This is a genomic window from Enterobacter sp. QK-SA4 (assembly GCF_056856775.1).
The window spans coordinates 137,714-154,807 of sequence record NZ_JBXFXH010000007.1; the positions used below are offsets into that span (position 1 = coordinate 137,714).

Here is a 17,094-nt window from a genome sequence, read left to right on the forward strand (position 1 = left end):
AACCTTTAGTTGGTTAATGCGACATCAACACGTCGTTGGTGGAGACAAAACCAACGTACCAGGCTTATTCCTGTGGAGTTATATATGAGCGATAAAATTATTCACCTGACTGACGACAGTTTTGACACGGACGTACTTAAGGCTGACGGGCTGATCCTCGTCGATTTCTGGGCTGAATGGTGTGGTCCTTGCAAAATGATCGCCCCGATTCTGGATGAGATCGCCGACGAATATCAGGGCAAACTGACCGTTGCCAAGCTGAACATCGACCAGAACCCGGGCACCGCACCAAAATACGGTATCCGTGGCATCCCAACCCTTCTGCTGTTCAAAAACGGCGAAGTGGCAGCGACCAAAGTGGGCGCGCTGTCCAAAGGTCAACTGAAAGAGTTCCTGGACGCTAACCTGGCGTAAGGTTTCTCCGCTGTGCGTTCAGGGCTCCCGGCTAAATGATGTGGAACTCTGGACGCCCGGCTGAAGTCGTGCTAAGTTAGCTATGACTTCGTTTTAAACATATCTTGTTGTTTGAATCTTGTTTTACCCGATACTTCCCGTTGTTAACATGAACAGTGCGTGAAGTGGCTAAATTCCGGGCTTGTCACTCAATCCGTCTTGTCGTTTCAGTTCTGCGTTCTTTCCCTGTGACCAGACAGCGAACAGACATGAGTCGATGGCCGCTAAACAGGCATGGATGACCCTGCCATACCATTCACAACATTAAGTTCGAGAATCACCCCGAGTTTAAGAACCCACACCATTATGAATCTTACCGAATTAAAGAATACGCCGGTTTCTGAGCTGATCACTCTCGGCGAAAATATGGGGCTGGAAAACCAGGCTCGTATGCGCAAGCAGGACATCATTTTCGCCATCCTGAAGCAGCACGCTAAGAGTGGCGAAGATATCTTTGGCGACGGTGTGCTGGAGATATTGCAAGACGGATTTGGTTTCCTCCGCTCTGCAGACAGCTCCTACCTCGCCGGCCCTGACGACATCTACGTATCCCCCAGCCAAATCCGCCGTTTCAACCTCCGCACTGGTGACACCATTTCAGGTAAGATTCGTCCTCCTAAAGAGGGTGAACGCTACTTTGCGCTGTTGAAAGTCAATGAAGTTAACTTCGACAAACCGGAAAACTCGCGTAATAAGATCCTCTTCGAGAACTTAACGCCGCTGCACGCGAACTCTCGCCTGCGCATGGAGCGTGGTAACGGTTCTACTGAAGACTTAACCGCGCGTGTTCTGGATCTGGCCTCACCAATTGGTCGCGGCCAGCGTGGTTTGATTGTGGCACCGCCAAAAGCGGGTAAAACCATGCTGCTGCAGAACATCGCGCAGAGCATTGCCTATAACCACCCAGATTGCGTGCTGATGGTGCTGCTGATTGACGAACGTCCGGAAGAAGTGACCGAGATGCAGCGTCTGGTTAAAGGTGAAGTAGTTGCTTCTACCTTCGACGAACCGGCATCTCGCCACGTTCAGGTTGCGGAAATGGTTATCGAGAAGGCGAAACGCCTGGTTGAGCACAAGAAAGACGTGATCATCCTGCTTGACTCCATCACCCGTCTGGCGCGTGCCTACAACACCGTGGTTCCGGCGTCTGGTAAAGTGCTGACCGGTGGTGTGGATGCTAACGCCCTGCATCGTCCGAAACGCTTCTTCGGTGCCGCGCGTAACGTGGAAGAGGGCGGCAGCCTGACCATCATCGCGACGGCGCTGATCGATACCGGTTCTAAAATGGACGAAGTGATTTACGAAGAATTTAAAGGTACAGGTAACATGGAACTGCACCTTTCTCGTAAAATCGCTGAAAAACGCGTCTTCCCGGCTATCGACTACAACCGTTCCGGTACCCGTAAAGAAGAGCTGCTCACCACGCAGGAAGAGCTGCAGAAAATGTGGATCCTGCGCAAAATCATCCATCCAATGGGTGAAATTGACGCGATGGAGTTCCTCATTAATAAACTGGCGATGACCAAAACCAACGACGATTTCTTCGACATGATGAAACGCTCGTAACGCAAATAAAGCCAGCGAACGCCACGTTTTTACGTGGCGTTTTCCTTTTATGGACTATACGCTAGTACTACCTACTCCCAATTTTGACCGGTCGGTGCGACAATAGAGCCGTTTCTGCATCCTGAGAAATAATTGATTGAAAAATATACAAAGGGAGTTGTTAGAAGCCATCTTTATTACTTCTGAGGTTGTGGCTTCATGGTTATACTTCCGGGACTAACAATTGTTGAGAGCAATCCATTGTGAATCTATTCACTGCCGTTACTGAACTGATCAGTATTTTTTTATTCACAACCTGTTTTTTGTTCATTGCACGCAAGGTGGCAAAACGAATAGGGTTGGTGGATAAACCTAATTTTCGTAAACGCCATCAAGGTCTTATTCCTTTAGTCGGCGGAATTTCTGTTTACGCAGGGATTTGCTTCACGTTTGGAATTGCCGACTATTATATTCCGCATGCCGCCCTGTACATTGCCTGCGCCGGTGTCCTGGTGTTAGTTGGGGCTCTTGATGACCGATTCGATATCGCGGTGAAAATACGCGCCACCGTTCAGGCGGCCATTGGCGTGGTGATGATGGTTGTGGGTGGACTGTATCTGCGAAGCCTCGGCTATGTGTTTGGCCCCTGGGAGTTAGTCCTGGGTCCATTTGGCTTCTTCCTGACACTCTTTGCCGTCTGGGCGGCAATCAATGCTTTCAACATGGTGGATGGCATTGACGGCCTGCTCGGTGGGTTGTCATCCGTCTCGTTCGCCGCTATCGGCATTATTTTATGGTTTGATGGTCAGTACAGTCTGGCAATGTGGTGTTTTGCCATGATTGCCGCCATTCTGCCTTATATCCTCTTAAATCTCGGTGTGCTGGGCCGTCGCTATAAAGTCTTTATGGGAGACGCGGGCAGTACGCTGATTGGTTTTACGGTTATCTGGATCCTGCTAGAAACCACACAGGGTCAAACCCATCCGATAAGTCCCGTAACCGCGCTGTGGATTATTGCCATTCCATTAATGGATATGGTGGCGATTATGTATCGCCGCCTGCGCAAAGGGATGAGTCCTTTCTCTCCTGACCGCCAACACATTCATCACCTCATCATGCGTGCGGGTTTTACTTCTCGTCAGGCGTTTGTGCTGATTACTCTGGCCGCCGCTATTTTGGCCGCAATTGGTGTGGCTGCAGAATATTCTCATATTATTCCTGAGTGGGTTATGTTGGCATTATTCTTGCTGGCATTTTTCCTGTACGGCTACTGCATTAAGCGCGCATGGAAAGTGGCGCGTTTTATTAAACGTCTTAAACGCAGGATGCGTCGTAACAGTGGCAAAAATACAACATTAACTAAGTAAAACCGGGACTATGATGACTCAACCGTTGGCGGGAGCGAAATCAGTGGTAACTGAGAATGAACTGGATATTCGGGGTTTGTTTCGCGTGTTATGGGCAGGCAAACTTTGGATTGCGGGGATCGCGCTGGGGTTTGCCCTGTTAGCGCTGGCCTATACGTTCTTTGCAAAGCAAGAGTGGAGCGCCACGGCAATCACAGACAAGCCAACGGTTAACATGCTCGGGGGATACTATTCCCAGCAGCAATTCCTGCGTAACCTGGACATCAAAGCCAGTCTTGCTACGCCTGACCAGGCTTCCGTTATGGATGAAGCCTATAAAGAGTTTGTGATGCAGCTGGCTTCGTGGGATACCCGCCGCGATTTCTGGTCCCAGACGGATTACTACAAGCAGCGCCGGGTTGATAATACAAAAGCCGATGCCGCCCTGCTGGACGATCTGATTAACAATATTCAGTTTATGCCGGGCGACGCGCTGCGTAACGTGAATGACAGCGTCAAGCTGATTGCAGAAACCGCGCCGGATGCCAACAACCTGTTGCGTCAGTATGTCGCGTTTGCCAGCCAGCGTGCCGCAAGCCATCTTAACGAAGAGCTTAAAGGTGCCTGGGCGGCTCGTACCATCCAGATGAAAGCCCAGGTGAAACGTCAGGAAGAGGTGGCGAATACTATTTTCGGTCGCCGCGTGCATAACATTGAGCAGGCGCTGAAAATTGCGGAACAGCACAATATTTCCCGTACTGAGACGGACGTGCCGGCCGATGAGCTGCCTGATTCAGAAATGTTCCTTCTTGGCCGCCCTATGCTGCAGGCGCGGCTGGAAAACCTGAAGGCCGTCGGTCCTGATTTTGACCTCGATTACGATCAAAATCGCGCGATGCTCAATACGCTTAATGTCGGCCCATCCCTGGACCCGCGTTTTCAGACCTATCGTTATTTGCGAACGCCTGAAGAACCTGTAAAACGCGACAGTCCGCGTCGTGCATTCCTGATGATCATGTGGGGGATTGTAGGCGCATTGACGGGCGCTGGCGTGGCGTTAACGCGTCGTCGCAAAAACTAAGAACGCCGTCTACGATGAAGGCTGCGGCCTTCATCGCCTAATCGAAGAGAATCGATGTGAAAGTACTAACCGTATTTGGCACCAGGCCGGAGGCCATTAAGATGGCACCTCTGGTTCATGCGCTGGCCTGCGATCCTGATATTGAAGCGAAAGTCTGCGTCACGGCTCAACACCGTGAGATGCTCGATCAGGTTTTAACGCTCTTCTCCATCGTCCCGGATTACGACCTTAATATTATGAAACCGGGGCAAGGGTTAACGGAGATAACCTGTCGCATTCTGCAAGAGCTTAAGCCGATCCTGGAGTCATTCAAGCCCGACGTCGTGCTGGTACACGGTGACACCACAACTACCGTGGCGACAAGCCTGGCCGCGTTTTACCAGCGAATTCCCGTGGGGCATGTTGAGGCGGGTCTGCGTACCGGCAATCTTTATTCGCCGTGGCCGGAGGAGGCCAACCGCACGTTAACGGGTCATCTGGCGATGTACCACTTTGCGCCAACGGAAAACTCTCGTCAGAACCTGCTGCGTGAAAATATCGCCGATAACAAAATCTTTGTGACCGGCAATACGGTCATTGACGCGTTAATTTGGGTACGTGACCGTGTCCTGGCAAACAGCGATCTTCAGAAAGAGCTCGCTGCCCGCTATCCGTTCCTTCACAACGGCAAAAAAACCATTCTGGTCACTGGCCACCGTCGCGAGAGCTTTGGCCGGGGTTTCGAGCAAATCTGTCACGCGCTGGCTGAAATCGCCGCGCAGAATGACGATGTGCAAATTGTCTATCCAGTACACCTTAACCCTAACGTCAGCGAGCCGGTTAACCGGATCCTGGGCCATGTCGAAAATGTCCTTCTGATTGAACCTCAGGACTACATGCCGTTTGTCTGGCTGATGAACCACGCCTGGCTGATCCTCACCGATTCCGGCGGAATCCAGGAAGAAGCGCCATCCCTCGGCAAACCTGTGCTGGTGATGCGTGAAACGACCGAACGTCCTGAAGCCGTCAAAGCCGGTACGGTGCGTCTGGTCGGCACCAACGCGCAGCTCATCGTCGAAGAGGTCACGCGCCTGCTGCATGACGATGAAGCGTATCAGGCGATGAGCCGGGCCCATAATCCGTATGGAGACGGGCAGGCTTGTGGCCGTATTTTGCATGCACTTAAACATAATCGGGTATCGCTATGAGTTTTACTACCATCTCTGTCATTGGTCTTGGCTACATTGGCTTACCTACTGCGGCCGCGTTTGCCTCTCGTCAGCAACAGGTTGTTGGTGTGGATATCAACGCACGGGCGGTAGAAACCATTAACCGTGGCGAGATTCATATTGTGGAGCCCGATCTTGACCGCGTGGTGAAAGAGGCGGTGGAGGGGGGCTTCCTGCGTGCCAGCACGACGCCAGTTGAAGCGGATGCTTACCTGATTGCCGTCCCCACCCCGTTTAAAGGTGACCACGAGCCCGACATGGCATTCGTTGAGGCGGCGGCAAAATCCATCGCGCCTGTGCTGAAGAAAGGGGCGCTGGTGATCCTGGAATCGACCTCTCCGGTCGGCGCTACCGAGCAGATGGCACAGTGGCTGGCCGACGCGCGTCCTGATTTAAGCTTCCCGCAGCAGGTGGGTGAGCAGGCGGATATCAACATCGCCTACTGTCCGGAACGCGTGCTGCCGGGCCAGGTGATGGTCGAACTGATTAAAAATGACCGCGTCATTGGCGGTATGACGCCCGTCTGTTCCGAACGTGCCAGCGCGCTGTACAAGATTTTCCTGGAAGGCGAGTGCGTGGTGACCAATTCCCGCACCGCCGAGATGTGCAAGCTGACGGAGAACAGCTTCCGCGACGTCAATATTGCCTTTGCGAACGAACTGTCGCTAATTTGCGCCGATCAGGGGATTAACGTCTGGGAGCTGATTAGCCTGGCGAATCGCCATCCGCGTGTAAACATTCTCCAGCCAGGCCCGGGCGTGGGCGGACACTGTATCGCCGTCGATCCGTGGTTTATCGTGGCGCAGAATCCGGCGCAGGCGCGTCTGATTCGCACCGCGCGTGAAGTGAACGACAGCAAGCCTCACTGGGTGCTCAATCAGGTTAAAGCGACGGTAGCGGATTGTCTGACAGAGAGCGGCAAGCGCGCCAGCGAGCTGAAAATTGCCTGCTTTGGTCTGGCATTTAAACCCAATATTGACGATCTGCGTGAAAGCCCGGCGATGGAAATTGCTGAGATGATTGCCGAATGGCACAAGGGTGAAACGCTGGTGGTTGAGCCGAATATCCATGAATTACCGGCAAAACTGGCGGGGCACTGCACGCTGACGGCGCTGGAAGACGCGCTGGCGACGGCGGACGTGCTGGTGCTGCTGGTAGATCATAAAGAGTTTAAAGCGACGTCCGGCGATGCTGTTCGTCAGCAGTATATTGTGGATACCAAAGGTGTCTGGCGTTGAACAGCCTGAATGGGGTGCTTGAGTCCCTGCAGTGGGAGAGTGCCTTTTTCGGCCTGCCGTCGGCCATCGTACGTGTGCGCGATGACGCGCCGGTGCTGGCTGAATCAGATTATATCGCCTGGCAACGGGTGCAGGCTAAGATCCCGGCGGAGCGCGCCGATCTGCTTGATGCGCTCCAGCAGCACGGCTTTCAGCTGGTTGAAGGTGAGGTAGACCTTTCCATTACCCTTACCCGGCACGATGCGTCCGGCGCGGAAATTGCAACCGAACAGGACATCTCCGTGCTGCGTCAGATGGCGGCCCAGGCATTTTCACAGAGTCGCTTTCGTGCTCCCTGGTATGCACCTGACGATAGCGGACGTTTCTATGCCCAGTGGATAGAGAATGCGGTCAAAGGCACCTTTGACCACGTCTGCCTGGTTTTCCGTGCAGGCGACGGTCAAATCCAGGGGTTCGTCTCGCTGCGTAAGCTCAACGAGCGCGAGGCACGTATTGGCTTATTAGCCGGGCGAGGCATGGGTGAGAAACTTATGCAGGCGGCGCTGCACTGGGCGCAGCAGCAACAGCTTGTGACGCTGCGGGTCGCGACCCAACTGGGCAACACCGCCGCGCTTAAACGTTATATTGCGAGTGGTGCCAACATCGACGCCACCGCCTACTGGTTATACAGGTGACAAGATGATTCCATTTAACGCACCACCCGTTGTCGGAACTGAACTCGACTATATGCAGTCTGCCATGGGCAGCGGCAAACTCTGTGGTGACGGCGGTTTTACCCGTCGCTGTCAGCAGTGGATGGAACAGCGTTTTCGCAGCGCCAAAGTGCTGCTGACCCCGTCCTGTACGGCATCGCTGGAAATGGCGGCACTGTTGCTGGATATCCAGCCCGGCGATGAAGTGATTATGCCGAGCTATACCTTCGTTTCCACGGCGAACGCCTTTGTCCTGCGCGGAGCGAAAATCGTCTTTGTGGATATCCGCCCGGACACCATGAACATTGATGAGACGCTGATTGAAGCGGCGATCACCGACAAAACGCGCGCGATCGTGCCGGTTCACTACGCGGGCGTGGCCTGTGAAATGGACACCATCATGGCCATCGCCAAAAAACATAATCTGTTCGTGGTGGAAGATGCCGCGCAGGGCGTGATGTCCACCTACAAGGGACGCGCGCTGGGCACTATCGGCCACATTGGCTGCTTTAGCTTCCACGAAACCAAAAACTACACGGCGGGTGGAGAAGGTGGCGCGACGCTGATTAACGACCGGGCTCTCGTGGAGCGTGCGGAAGTGATCCGCGAAAAAGGCACCAACCGCAGCCAGTTCTTCCGGGGCCAGGTAGATAAATACACCTGGCGCGACATCGGCTCCAGCTATCTGATGGCGGATCTGCAGGCGGCATATCTGTGGGCGCAGCTGGAAGCGGCGGAACGTATCAACCTTCAGCGTCTTTCCCTGTGGCAAACGTATTACGATGCGCTTGAGCCGCTGGCCAAAGCCGGGCGTATTGAGCTGCCTACCATCCCGGCAGATTGCGTCCACAACGCGCATATGTTCTACATCAAGCTGCGCGATAACGACGACCGCAGCGAGCTCATCGCCTGGCTGAAAGAGGCCGAAATTATGGCGGTGTTCCACTACATCCCGCTGCACTCCAGCCCGGCCGGCGAAGCGTTTGGCACGTTCGCGGGTGAAGATCGTTACACCACGAAAGAAAGTGAGCGTTTGCTTCGCCTGCCACTGTTCTACAACCTCGCGCCTGTTAACCAGCGTACGGTGATTAATACCCTTCTGAGTTATTTCGGCTGATATGTCTCTGGCAAAAGCATCGGTGTGGACCGCCGCGTCCACGCTTGTAAAAATTGGCGCCGGGCTGCTGGTCGTCAAGCTGCTGGCCGTCTCATTTGGCCCCTCTGGCGTGGGGCTGGCGGGTAATTTCCGCCAGCTCGTTACCGTCCTTGGGGTGCTGGCCGGCGCCGGCATTTTCAACGGCGTTACCAAATACGTTGCGCAGTATCACGATGATGCGGCTCAGCTGCGCAGGGTGGTGGGCACCTCTTCGGCGATGGTCACCGGTTTTTCGACCCTGATGGCGATTGTTTTTCTTCTGGCGGCGGCGCCCATCAGCCAGGGATTGTTCGGGCACACCCATTATCAGGGGCTGGTGCGTCTGGTCGCGTTGGTTCAGATGGGCATTGCTTGGGCAAACCTGCTGCTGGCGCTGATGAAAGGTTTTCGTGATGCCGCCGGGAACGCGCTTGCCTTAATCCTGGGAAGCGTCATCGGCGTGATTGCCTATTATTTCTGCTATCGCCTGGACGGCTATGAAGGCGCACTGCTGGGGCTTGCGCTGGTCCCGGCCCTGGTTGTTGTGCCTGCGGCATTTATGCTGATGCGTAGGGGCGTCATCCCTTTGAGCTACCTGAAACCGCAATGGGACACGATGCTTGCCAGCCAGCTGGGTAAATTTACCCTGATGGCGCTCATCACCTCCGTCACGCTGCCGGTAGCCTACGTGATGATGCGAAACCTGCTGGCGGCGCATTATAGCTGGGATGAAGTCGGGATTTGGCAGGGCGTGAGCAGCATTTCCGATGCATACCTCCAATTTATAACGGCTTCCTTTAGCGTCTATTTGCTGCCAACCTTATCGCGCCTGACGTCCAGACAAGAAATTACGCGCGAGATTTTCCGAGCTCTGCGCTTTGTGCTGCCGGCCGTCGCGGCGGCCAGCTTTACCGTCTGGTTACTGCGCGATGTCGCCATCTGGCTGCTGTTCTCGGCGAAGTTCACCGCCATGCGCGATCTCTTTGCATGGCAGCTGGTGGGTGATGTGCTGAAAGTGGGGGCTTACGTTTTCGGCTATCTGGTGATTGCAAAAGCGTCCCTGCGGCTGTATATCCTGGCGGAAATTAGCCAGTTTGCGTTACTGACAGCATTTTCACACTGGCTGATACCCGCGCACGGTGCGCTGGGGGCGGCTCAGGCCTACATGGCAACCTATATCGTTTATTTCGCCGCCTGTTGCGGCGTATTTTTATTGTGGCGTAAACGCGCATGACTGCACTGATTCACATCCTGGGATCGGATATCCCACACCATAACCAGACCGTTTTGCGGTTCTTCAACGACGAGCTGGCATCGGGTAATCCTGATGCGCGTGAGTTTATGGTTGCAGGTCAGGATAAGGGCCTGAGCGAGGCGTTTCCGGCGCTGACGATTCGCTTCTGGCCGGATAAGGCCGCGCTGGCGAAGGCGGTCATTGCCAAAGCCAAAGCGGATCGTAAGCAACGTTTCTTTTTCCACGGGCAGTTCAATACCGGCCTGTGGCTGGCACTGCTCAGCGGGGGGATTAAACCCTCCCAGTGCAGCTGGCATATCTGGGGAGCCGATCTCTACGAAGTCTCCCGCGGCTGGAAATTCCGTCTTTTCTATCCGCTGCGGCGCATGGCGCAGGGGCGCGTAGGCTGTGTGTTTGCCAGCCGCGGCGATCTCAACTATTTTGCTAAACAGCACCCGAACGTACGCGGAGAATTGCTCTATTTCCCGACCCGCATGGATCCGGCGCTGAACGCCATGGCGAATGACGCGGTGCGTGAAGGCAAGCTGACGATCCTGGTGGGGAATTCCGGCGATCGCAGTAACGAACACGTTGCGGCGCTCAGGGCGGTGCATCAGCAGTTTGGCGACACGGTGAATGTTGTGGTGCCGATGGGCTATCCCGCCAACAACGACGCCTATATTGCTGACGTTCGCCAACAGGGGCTTGCGCTGTTTAGTGCAGAAAACCTGCACATCCTTAGCGATAAGCTGGAATTTGATGAATATCTTGCGCTGCTGAGAAAATGCGATCTTGGCTATTTCATCTTCGCACGACAGCAGGGAATCGGCACGCTGTGTCTGCTGATTCAGGCGGGTGTACCGTGCGTGCTCAACCGCGACAATCCGTTCTGGCAGGACATGGCCGAGCAGCATATTCCGGTGCTGTTTACCTCAGACACGCTGAATGTCGAGGTGGTTCGGGAAGCCCAACGCCAGCTCACGCTGGTGGATAAAAATAGCATCGATTTTTTCAGCCCGAATTACCTCACGCCGTGGCACCGCGCGCTGCGTATCGCTTCAGGAGACAAAGCATGAGTCAGTTGCAATTCAGCGGCTTACTGGTTGTCTGGCTTCTGAGCACCCTGTTTATTGCCACGCTTACCTGGTTTGAATTCCGCCGGGTACGTTTCAACTTTAACGTTTTCTTCTCGTTACTGTTTCTGCTGACCTTCTTTTTCGGCTTCCCGCTGACCAGCATTCTGGTCTTCCGGTTTGACGTGAGCGTCGCGCCGCCGGAAATCCTGCTCCAGGCGCTTCTGGCGGCAACCTGCTTCTATGCCGTCTACTACGTCACCTATAAAACGCGTCTGCGTTCATCGCAGGCTGCTGCCCCGCGCCGGCTGCTTTTTACCATGAATCGGGTGGAAACCCACCTGACGTGGGTGATGCTGATGACCATCGCCCTGGTCAGCGTCGGTATCTTCTTCATGCATAACGGCTTTCTGCTGTTTAAGCTCCACTCCTACAGCCAGATTTTTTCGGCCGAAGTCTCGGGCGTGGCGCTTAAGCGTTTCTTCTACTTCTTCATTCCGGCGATGCTGGTGGTCTTTTTCCTGCGCCAGGACAGCAAAGCGTGGCTGTTTTTTCTGGTCAGCACCGTCGCGTTTGGCATTCTGACCTACATGATTGTGGGCGGCACGCGCGCGAACATTATCATCGCCTTCGCCATCTTCCTGTTTATCGGCATCATTCGCGGCTGGATCTCGTTGTGGATGCTGGTTGCGGCAGGCGTGTTTGGCATTGTCGGGATGTTCTGGCTGGCGCTGAAGCGCTACGGGATGAACGTGGCGGGCGATGAGGCGTTTTACACGTTCCTCTACCTGACGCGCGATACTTTCTCGCCATGGGAAAATCTGGCATTGCTGCTGCAAAACTACGACAAGATTGATTTCCAGGGGCTGGCGCCGATTGTTCGCGACTTCTACGTCTTTATCCCTTCCTGGCTATGGCCGGACCGGCCTGGCGTGGTGCTTAACACGGCAAATTACTTTACCTGGGAAGTGCTGAACAACCATTCCGGTCTGGCAATCTCGCCAACGCTGATTGGTTCCCTGGTGGTGATGGGGGGGGCGTGGTTCATTCTGCCCGGGGCGGTTGCCGTGGGGCTGATTATCAAGTGGTTCGACTGGCTTTACCTGCGCGGCAACGAAGAGACCAACCGCTATAAAGCCGCCATTTTGCACAGTTTCTGCTTTGGTGCCATTTTCAATATGATCGTTCTGGCGCGCGAAGGGCTGGACTCGTTCGTTTCGCGCGTGGTGTTCTTCATGGTCGTTTTCGGCCTCTGCCTGTTGCTGGCCAAACTGTTGTACTGGCTGTTTGACAGCGCAGGGCTTGTGCACAAGCGCGAGCGGCAGGGCAGCACAACGCTGTCGCAAGTCTGAGTAAGGATAGTAATGACTGATAAAATTTCTGCACCGCGCTATGCGCTACGTGGCCTGCAGCTAATTGGCTGGCGCGATATGCAGCACGCGCTGGACTTTCTGTTCGCCGACGGCCAGATGAAATCCGGTACGCTGGTGGCCATCAACGCGGAAAAAATGCTGGCGGTTGAGGATAATGCGGAAGTCAAAAGCCTGATTGAAGCGGCTGAATTTAAATACGCGGACGGGATCAGCGTAGTCCGCTCTATCCGTAAAAAGTATCCTGACGCTAATGTATCCCGCGTGGCGGGGGCCGATCTCTGGGAGCAGCTTATGGCCCGCGCAGGTGCGCAGGGTACGCCCGTGTTCCTGATTGGCGGGAAGCCGGAGATACTGGCCCAGACGGAGGAGAAACTGCGTCGTCAATGGAATGTTAATATTGTCGGCAGCCAGAATGGTTACTTCAAACCGGAAGATCGACAGGCTCTGTTTGAACGCGTTCGTGACAGCGGGGCGAAAATTGTCACCGTGGCGATGGGCTCCCCGCGTCAGGAGATCCTGATGCGTGACTGCCGTCTGGTCTGTCCTGATGCCCTCTATATGGGCGTCGGCGGCACGTACGACGTCTTTACCGGCCACGTTACGCGCGCGCCGAAGGTCTGGCAAAATCTGGGGCTGGAGTGGCTGTACCGCCTGCTATCGCAACCGACGCGCATTAAACGTCAGATCCGTCTGCTTCGCTACCTCGCCTGGCATTACACCGGGAAAATGTAATCAAAATGTAGCGCGATATGCTATTCGCGCTGCAACTCGCCTGCAAAACTGCTGATAATCTGTGCAATGCATTCATTTTTTTAATGCATCGTTTGCCATTTGGCAGATTTTAGGAAACCATTCGCTCCGTATTTTAGTACCCCTAAAAAACAATACCCGGTATTAAGCCGGGAAACAGCAAACACAATCGAGGATCTATGGCAGAGAAACAACCGGAGCTACAGCGTGGGCTGGAAGCTCGTCATATTGAACTGATAGCGCTGGGCGGCACTATCGGCGTGGGCCTGTTTATGGGCTCCGCAAGCACGCTCAAATGGGCAGGCCCTTCCGTATTACTGGCGTATATTATCGCCGGGCTGTTTGTTTTCTTCATTATGCGTTCCATGGGCGAAATGCTCTTCCTGGAGCCGGTAACCGGCTCTTTCGCCGTTTACGCGCATCGCTATATGAGCCCCTTCTTCGGCTACCTGACGGCCTGGTCATACTGGTTTATGTGGATGGCGGTGGGCATCTCAGAGATCACCGCGATAGGGGTCTACGTCCAGTTCTGGTTCCCGGACATGGTCCAGTGGATACCCGCGCTCATTGCCGTGGGGCTGGTGGCGCTGGCAAACCTGGCAGCCGTGCGCCTTTACGGTGAAATTGAGTTCTGGTTCGCAATGATCAAAGTCACCACGATTATCGTGATGATTGTCGTCGGCCTGGGCGTGATTTTCTTCGGCTTTGGCAACGGTGGACACGCTATCGGCTTTGGCAACCTGACCGAAAACGGCGGCTTCTTTGCCGGCGGCTGGAAGGGCTTCCTGACGGCGCTGTGTATCGTTGTGGCCTCGTATCAGGGCGTGGAGCTGATTGGTATTACCGCCGGTGAAGCGAAAAACCCGCAGGTCACGCTGCGTAGCGCGGTGGGCAAAGTGCTGTGGCGCATCCTGATTTTCTATGTGGGCGCGATCTTCGTCATCGTGACCATCTTCCCGTGGAACGAAATTGGCACGACGGGTAGCCCGTTTGTTTTAACCTTCGCCAAAATTGGTATCACGGCGGCGGCGGGTATCATCAATTTTGTAGTCCTGACGGCAGCGCTGTCAGGCTGTAACAGCGGGATGTACAGCTGCGGGCGTATGCTCTATGCGCTTTCGAAGAATAACCAGCTGCCTGCGGCGATGAGTAAAGTCTCACGTGCCGGCGTACCGGTGGCGGGTGTGGCGGTCTCCATTGTAATCCTGCTGATTGGCTCTTGCCTGAATTACATCATTCCTAACCCGCAGCGCGTGTTCGTTTACGTCTACAGCGCCAGCGTACTGCCGGGCATGGTGCCGTGGTTTGTTATCCTCATCAGCCAGCTGCGTTTCCGCCATGCGCATAAAAAAGCGATCGAAAGCCATCCGTTCCGCTCAATTCTGTTCCCCTATGCGAACTATTTGACGATGGCGTTCCTGATTTGCGTATTAATCGGCATGTACTTTAATGAAGATACCCGCATGTCGCTGTTTGTCGGGATGATCTTCCTGGCGGCTGTGACGGCCGCATATAAGCTTTTTGGCCTGGGTCGCCGCAGCACCACGCAGAAAGTGGAGGAATAAGCGGCAAAATGTGCAAACCATAACCAAACGCGCATTTTTTTCAAAAAAGCACTAGACAGCGGGGACGGAGGTACGTAATATCCAGCCCCGCAACGGCGCTAAGCGCCCGTAGCTCAGCTGGATAGAGCGCTGCCCTCCGGAGGCAGAGGTCTCAGGTTCGAATCCTGTCGGGCGCGCCAATTTAGTCCCGGCGCTAGAGCTGCGGTGGTCTGAGAAGTAGTCAGTACCGCGTGAAAGAATACAGTGGTGGCTATAGCTCAGTTGGTAGAGCCCTGGATTGTGATTCCAGTTGTCGTGGGTTCGAATCCCATTAGCCACCCCATTATTTGAAAGAGTTGTGAATTGCGAAGGTGGCGGAATTGGTAGACGCGCTAGCTTCAGGTGTTAGTGTCCTTTGGATGTGGGGGTTCGAGTCCCCCCCCTCGCACCACGACTTTTTAAATGAATTGAACTAAAAATTCAAAAAGCAGTACATCGGCGAGTAGCGCAGCTTGGTAGCGCAACTGGTTTGGGACCAGTGGGTCGGAGGTTCGAATCCTCTCTCGCCGACCAATTTTGAACCCCGCTTCGGCGGGGTTTTTTGTTTTCTGCGGCTTCTCATCCCTGTAGTCATTCTCCGACAGCGTCCTTTTTCATTGTCGCAATCCAGCGACATACAACTCATTGAAAGTTAGATAAAAAAACATTTATGGGTTTTGCTGTCGCCTCCTGGCGACATATTCCCGCCTTTTCCCGATACGTTGTAGCGCTTAAGACGGCGCTTAGCAGCATAATTTCCTTTTATCTTAAAATGTTGCGTCATGTAAAAGTTCTGGGTGTTATGTTGGCACGTTACGTGCAATAATATGCGTGTAGATGCTCATTCCATCTCTTATGTTCGCCTTAGTGCCTCATAAACTCAGGAATGACGCAGAGCCATTTACGGTGCTTATCGTCCACTGACAGATGTCGCTTCGGCCTCATCAGACACCATGGACACAACGTTGAGTGAAGCACCAAATATGTTGTCTTACAGACCTGTTTTGACGCCTGCTTTTATAGCAGGCGTTTTTTTATGCCTTATTCCCGATACAAGCGCATGATCAGGGCAACCATCAGCAGGGCCGATGCAGAGACAGCATAGAGCGCCTGTACTGAGCCAAACCCTGAAGCCACCGCCGCTGCAATGCCGGTGAAAAGAGAGGCGCTGAGCGTTTGCCAGCGCCAGGCTTTACCGCTGGCCGAAGCGGTTTGCGTGAGAGGAAAACTACTGAGTACCCCAAACGTGCCCGCAGCGAAGAGAACATTCGAGGCCAGATGCGCGATAAAGATCATCCCCAGCGCACATACTGTCCACCCGGACAAAAACGGCAGCATGCCATAAGCGGCCAGAAAGATGCTCAGGCAAACGATTATTCGTGGCGTGTGGGCCGCAAAGCGCGTCAGGCTCTCTTTTTTTAGCAGCAGGGGGCCACAAAGCTGCCCCAGACTCCTCGCGAAAAGCAAAGGCAAAGCAAGGCCCGCCGCATCCTGAGGACGGAGCTGCTGGGCCAGTGCCGGAAGAAGCGCCATCGCCGGTGAGCCGACGGCGGCCAGCGCCGGCAGGATGAGCAGGCTGCGTTTCTGCCGAACGGTCAACGCCTGCCAGCGTAATGTTGCCGAATCCCCCTTTTCCATAGTGGTGGGGCCCGGTGTCGGATAAAACCGGCGTCCAGCCAGCCATAGCAGTACTAATGAGCCCAGAAAGCTCGCGGCATCAATGGCCAGTAGGGTAAACACGGATGTCTTCTGAAACAGCACCACGCCGAGTCCGGCCCCTAATAACACCTGAGAAGCGAAAATCACATTTTCCAGACAGGTTGCAGCGGGCAGCTCTGCTTCGCTAAGTCCGCGCTTAAAGAGCAATGTCAGCGCGGGCCAGCTCATCCCGCTGAGCAGGGCTTCGGTAGATTGCACGGCGAGCAATGCGGCAACGCTGTGGTAACCCACGCCAAGCAGAGGAAAGAGCAGGGCGAGCAAGCCCAGCACCTCGGTCAGTATCAGCAGCGATATCGGCGAAAAGAGCGAGCACAGTTTTTCGCCTAAGATGCTGCCGATGAATCCAGGTACCGTAGCGAAAAGAAAAGCGAGAGTGAGCAGAGCGGGCGGGGCTGACCACGCTAGCAGCAAACCGAATACCACCACCTGGGTTAAGCCATTCCCCAGCGATGAAAAGATAAAAGCACAGGCAAGCAGGCGCAGCCAGCGGTGGCTGCGCAGCGCTTCAATCAGCGCATACAGAAGCGAGTTCATGACGAATTCCTTTCAAAAACGATTAGTCCACGCTGCAGAAAATGCGCGTGTGTGGAAAAAAGTTAATGAAAAGACATCGTTACATTGGCGGGTTCGTTTGCGGATGCGGGTGTAAAGAATGTAGCAGGAG

At 54.4% G+C, this 17,094-nt stretch carries 14 protein-coding genes and 4 tRNA genes; 17 read left to right on the forward strand and 1 reads right to left on the reverse strand.

Annotated elements, in window-relative coordinates; genetic code table 11:
- Positions 1–84: 84 nt before the first annotated feature.
- From trxA to AC1VYI_RS02235, 17 genes are all read left to right on the forward strand, one after another.
- On the forward strand, positions 85–414 hold the full coding sequence (trxA, locus tag AC1VYI_RS02155; protein ID WP_006179218.1) for a thioredoxin TrxA: 330 nt from the start codon (positions 85–87) through the stop codon (positions 412–414).
- A 345-nt stretch (positions 415–759) separates the two neighbouring features.
- Positions 760–2,019, forward strand: coding sequence for a transcription termination factor Rho (gene rho, locus AC1VYI_RS02160; protein WP_008501566.1), 1,260 nt, complete (start codon positions 760–762; stop codon positions 2,017–2,019).
- Positions 2,020–2,261: 242 nt separating this feature from the next.
- Positions 2,262–3,365 carry a UDP-N-acetylglucosamine--undecaprenyl-phosphate N-acetylglucosaminephosphotransferase gene (gene wecA, locus AC1VYI_RS02165; RefSeq protein WP_023309645.1) on the forward strand — a complete coding sequence of 368 codons (1,104 nt, stop codon included), beginning with the start codon at positions 2,262–2,264 and terminating at the stop codon, positions 3,363–3,365.
- A gap of 13 nt (positions 3,366–3,378) precedes the next feature.
- Positions 3,379–4,425, forward strand: a complete 1,047-nt coding sequence (wzzE, locus tag AC1VYI_RS02170; RefSeq protein WP_047652205.1) for an ECA polysaccharide chain length modulation protein — start codon at positions 3,379–3,381, stop codon at positions 4,423–4,425.
- A gap of 56 nt (positions 4,426–4,481) precedes the next feature.
- Positions 4,482–5,612 (forward strand): non-hydrolyzing UDP-N-acetylglucosamine 2-epimerase, encoded by a 1,131-nt coding sequence (gene wecB / locus AC1VYI_RS02175; protein ID WP_024907964.1) that lies wholly within the window; start codon positions 4,482–4,484, stop codon positions 5,610–5,612.
- A complete protein-coding gene (wecC, locus tag AC1VYI_RS02180) occupies positions 5,609–6,871 on the forward strand; it encodes a UDP-N-acetyl-D-mannosamine dehydrogenase (RefSeq protein ID WP_134867026.1) in 1,263 nt (420 codons plus the stop codon). The genes wecB and wecC overlap by 4 nt, the downstream gene beginning before the upstream one ends.
- Positions 6,868–7,545: a dTDP-4-amino-4,6-dideoxy-D-galactose acyltransferase gene (rffC, locus tag AC1VYI_RS02185; RefSeq protein WP_134867027.1), complete on the forward strand. Its 678-nt coding sequence runs from the start codon at positions 6,868–6,870 to the stop codon at positions 7,543–7,545. Before wecC ends, rffC begins: the two co-directional genes overlap by 4 nt.
- A gap of 4 nt (positions 7,546–7,549) precedes the next feature.
- Complete coding sequence (gene rffA, locus AC1VYI_RS02190) at positions 7,550–8,680, forward strand: dTDP-4-amino-4,6-dideoxygalactose transaminase (protein WP_023309640.1); 1,131 nt, start codon at positions 7,550–7,552, stop codon at positions 8,678–8,680.
- Between the two features lies 1 nt (position 8,681).
- Positions 8,682–9,932: a lipid III flippase WzxE gene (gene wzxE, locus AC1VYI_RS02195; protein WP_134867028.1), complete on the forward strand. Its 1,251-nt coding sequence runs from the start codon at positions 8,682–8,684 to the stop codon at positions 9,930–9,932.
- Complete coding sequence (locus AC1VYI_RS02200; RefSeq protein WP_226484425.1) at positions 9,929–11,008, forward strand: TDP-N-acetylfucosamine:lipid II N-acetylfucosaminyltransferase; 1,080 nt, start codon at positions 9,929–9,931, stop codon at positions 11,006–11,008. The genes wzxE and AC1VYI_RS02200 overlap by 4 nt, the downstream gene beginning before the upstream one ends.
- Positions 11,005–12,357, forward strand: a complete 1,353-nt coding sequence (gene wzyE / locus AC1VYI_RS02205) for an ECA oligosaccharide polymerase (RefSeq protein WP_134867029.1) — start codon at positions 11,005–11,007, stop codon at positions 12,355–12,357. Before AC1VYI_RS02200 ends, wzyE begins: the two co-directional genes overlap by 4 nt.
- A gap of 12 nt (positions 12,358–12,369) precedes the next feature.
- The gene (gene wecG / locus AC1VYI_RS02210) at positions 12,370–13,110 is read left to right on the forward strand and encodes a lipopolysaccharide N-acetylmannosaminouronosyltransferase (protein ID WP_045357198.1); all 741 of its coding nucleotides are present in this window, start codon (positions 12,370–12,372) and stop codon (positions 13,108–13,110) included.
- Positions 13,111–13,307: 197 nt separating this feature from the next.
- Positions 13,308–14,693: a bifunctional threonine/serine APC transporter ThrP gene (gene thrP / locus AC1VYI_RS02215; RefSeq protein WP_158513740.1), complete on the forward strand. Its 1,386-nt coding sequence runs from the start codon at positions 13,308–13,310 to the stop codon at positions 14,691–14,693.
- Between the two features lie 102 nt (positions 14,694–14,795).
- Positions 14,796–14,872, forward strand: a tRNA-Arg gene (locus tag AC1VYI_RS02220).
- Positions 14,873–14,939: 67 nt separating this feature from the next.
- Positions 14,940–15,015: transfer RNA gene (locus tag AC1VYI_RS02225), tRNA-His, on the forward strand.
- Positions 15,016–15,037: 22 nt separating this feature from the next.
- A tRNA-Leu gene (locus AC1VYI_RS02230) sits at positions 15,038–15,123 on the forward strand.
- 45 nt (positions 15,124–15,168) lie between these two features.
- Positions 15,169–15,245: transfer RNA gene (locus AC1VYI_RS02235), tRNA-Pro, on the forward strand.
- A 507-nt stretch (positions 15,246–15,752) separates the two neighbouring features.
- On the opposite strand, the gene AC1VYI_RS02240 is transcribed toward AC1VYI_RS02235, so the two are convergent.
- Positions 15,753–16,964 (reverse strand): MFS transporter, encoded by a 1,212-nt coding sequence (locus AC1VYI_RS02240; protein ID WP_226484423.1) that lies wholly within the window; start codon positions 16,962–16,964, stop codon positions 15,753–15,755.
- Positions 16,965–17,094: the final 130 nt, after the last annotated feature.

Bases quoted from the DNA above. Each gene is read 5' to 3' on its own strand.
- trxA (WP_006179218.1), top strand. From the start codon at position 85: ATGAGCGATAAAATTATTCACCTGACTGACGACAGTTTTGACACGGAC.
- rho (WP_008501566.1), top strand. From the start codon at position 760: ATGAATCTTACCGAATTAAAGAATACGCCGGTTTCTGAGCTGATCACT.
- wzzE (WP_047652205.1), top strand. From the start codon at position 3,379: ATGACTCAACCGTTGGCGGGAGCGAAATCAGTGGTAACTGAGAATGAA.
- wecC (WP_134867026.1), top strand. From the start codon at position 5,609: ATGAGTTTTACTACCATCTCTGTCATTGGTCTTGGCTACATTGGCTTA.
- rffA (WP_023309640.1), top strand. From the start codon at position 7,550: ATGATTCCATTTAACGCACCACCCGTTGTCGGAACTGAACTCGACTAT.
- wzxE (WP_134867028.1), top strand. From the start codon at position 8,682: ATGTCTCTGGCAAAAGCATCGGTGTGGACCGCCGCGTCCACGCTTGTA.
- AC1VYI_RS02200 (WP_226484425.1), top strand. From the start codon at position 9,929: ATGACTGCACTGATTCACATCCTGGGATCGGATATCCCACACCATAAC.
- wzyE (WP_134867029.1), top strand. From the start codon at position 11,005: ATGAGTCAGTTGCAATTCAGCGGCTTACTGGTTGTCTGGCTTCTGAGC.
- wecG (WP_045357198.1), top strand. From the start codon at position 12,370: ATGACTGATAAAATTTCTGCACCGCGCTATGCGCTACGTGGCCTGCAG.
- thrP (WP_158513740.1), top strand. From the start codon at position 13,308: ATGGCAGAGAAACAACCGGAGCTACAGCGTGGGCTGGAAGCTCGTCAT.
- AC1VYI_RS02240 (WP_226484423.1), bottom strand. From the start codon at position 16,964: ATGAACTCGCTTCTGTATGCGCTGATTGAAGCGCTGCGCAGCCACCGC.